The organism is Parvibaculum sp. (assembly GCF_035511255.1).
Classification (GTDB): Bacteria; Pseudomonadota; Alphaproteobacteria; order Parvibaculales; family Parvibaculaceae; genus Parvibaculum.
This window is the reverse complement of the sequence record NZ_DATKFR010000283.1, coordinates 1-1,670: the sequence shown is the minus strand read 5'-3', so window position 1 is coordinate 1,670 and position 1,670 is coordinate 1. Positions and strand designations below refer to the sequence as shown.

Sequence of the window (1,670 nt, the reverse complement as noted above, 5' to 3'; positions counted from 1 at the left end):
GGCTCGACGAAGACCCGGATGCGTCCGCCGCAGGCGAGGCCGACTTCCCAGGCCTTTGCGTCGCTGACGCCATATTCGAGGACCTCGGGCTTGCCGCTCTCCATCGCGTCGAGCGCCCGGGTGACGACGTCGCCTTCGATGCAGCCGCCGGAGACTGAGCCTATGAAGGCTGCGTCGTCGCGGATGGCGAGCTGGCTGCCGACCGGGCGCGGCGCGGAACCCCAGGTCTCGATGACGGTGGCGAGCGCTACCCCATGGCCTTCCGCCTTCCAGCGGGCGGCCTGTTCGAGCACTTTCTCATGGTCGAATTCACGGCTGGGCGTGTCGGTCATGCAGCCCTCCTTTCGGGCTTCGCCGTGGCGGGCGCGCTCAGGGCGTCGATCAGCGTCACCAGCGAGGCGATGTTATGGACCGGACGGAACTCGTCGACATGCGGGAGGAGCGCCCTGATCCCCAGAGATTTCGGTTCGAAGCGGTCATAGCGCAAGAGCGGATTAAGCCAGATAAGGCGCTTCGACTGCCGGTGCAACCTTGCGATCTCGGGCCCGACGCCTTCGCCGGCGTCCCGGTCGAGCCCGTCGGTGACCAGCAGGACTACGGCGCCCTGGCTGAGGACGCGGCGGCCCCAGTCGACGTTGAAGCGATGCAGCGTCTCGCCGATCCGGGTGCCGCCGTCCCAGTCGCCGACGGCGGCGGAGACCCGGGCCAGCGCCTCGTCGACGTCCCGGTGCCGGAGTTCGCGCGTCACATTGGTGAGCTGGGTGCCGAACAGGAAGACATGCACCCGGTCGCGATCATTGGTCAGCGCATGCAGGAAATGGAGGAAGATGCGGCTATAGGCCGACATCGACCCCGAAATGTCGCACAGCACGACGAGGGGCGGGCGGCGTTTCCGATAGGCGCGTTTCTTCAGCGGAATGATCCCGCCGGCCCTGAGCGTTGCCCGAAGCGTCGCGCGCATGTCGACGATCCGGCCTCGCGCCGAGGGCTCCGTCCGCCGGATGCGGGCCTCGTCGAGCGGCAGACGGAGCCTTGCGATGGTGGCCCTGGCCTCGGCGAGTTCGGCGGCCGTCATCTGCTCGAAGTCTTTCCGGCGCAGTACCTCGGCAGCGGAAAAGGTCTCGCTGGCGTCGATCTCGACGTCGGGTTCGTCCGGTTCGGGGTCTTTCGCGTCATTGCCAAAAAGGGCATCCGAAATGCGCCGGTTGGCTTTGTCGCGATCCTCGCCCTCGGGCGCCACGACCTCGGGCAGCATCAGCGCCATCATCCGCTCGAGGAGTTGCGGGTCGCGCCAGAAGACGTGGAAGGCCTGATCGAAGATCAGATGGTCCTCGTGCTTCTTCACCAGCGTCGCATGAAGCGTCCAGTAGAAGTCTTCCCGCGAGCGAAGCCCCGCCGCCTCCACCGCCGCAATCGCATCGAGCACCTGCTGCGGCCCGGCCTTGAGCCCGGCGCGCCGAAGCACCCGCGCGAAATGCACGATGTTCTCGGCGATGCGGCCTGAAGGTTGAGATATGCCCGTTTGAACGTTCGCCATCTAGCCCTCCCCCCTTGAGGGGGAGGGTTGGGAGGGGGGTAGGCTCCGGGCTAAGAAGAAAGAGTCTTTCGAAGAAGCCCCCCCACCCGGAACGCTGCGCGTTCCGACCTCCCCCTCGAGGGGGGAGGTAAAG

General features: G+C 66.8%; 2 protein-coding genes. Both read right to left on the bottom strand.

Annotated elements, in window-relative coordinates; translation table 11 throughout:
* Positions 1 to 332, bottom strand: a 332-nt coding sequence (locus tag VMR03_RS11315; protein WP_325405255.1) for an XdhC family protein, incomplete at its 3' end; no start/stop codon positions are given.
* Positions 329 to 1,537 carry a VWA domain-containing protein gene (locus tag VMR03_RS11310; protein ID WP_325405253.1) on the bottom strand — a complete coding sequence of 403 codons (1,209 nt, stop codon included), beginning with the start codon at positions 1,535 to 1,537 and terminating at the stop codon, positions 329 to 331. The genes VMR03_RS11310 and VMR03_RS11315, both read right to left, overlap by 4 nt.
* Positions 1,538 to 1,670 lie beyond the last annotated feature (133 nt).

Coding starts and splice junctions, on each gene's coding strand:
- VMR03_RS11310 (WP_325405253.1), bottom strand. CDS start 1,537: ATGGCGAACGTTCAAACGGGCATATCTCAACCTTCAGGCCGCATCGCC.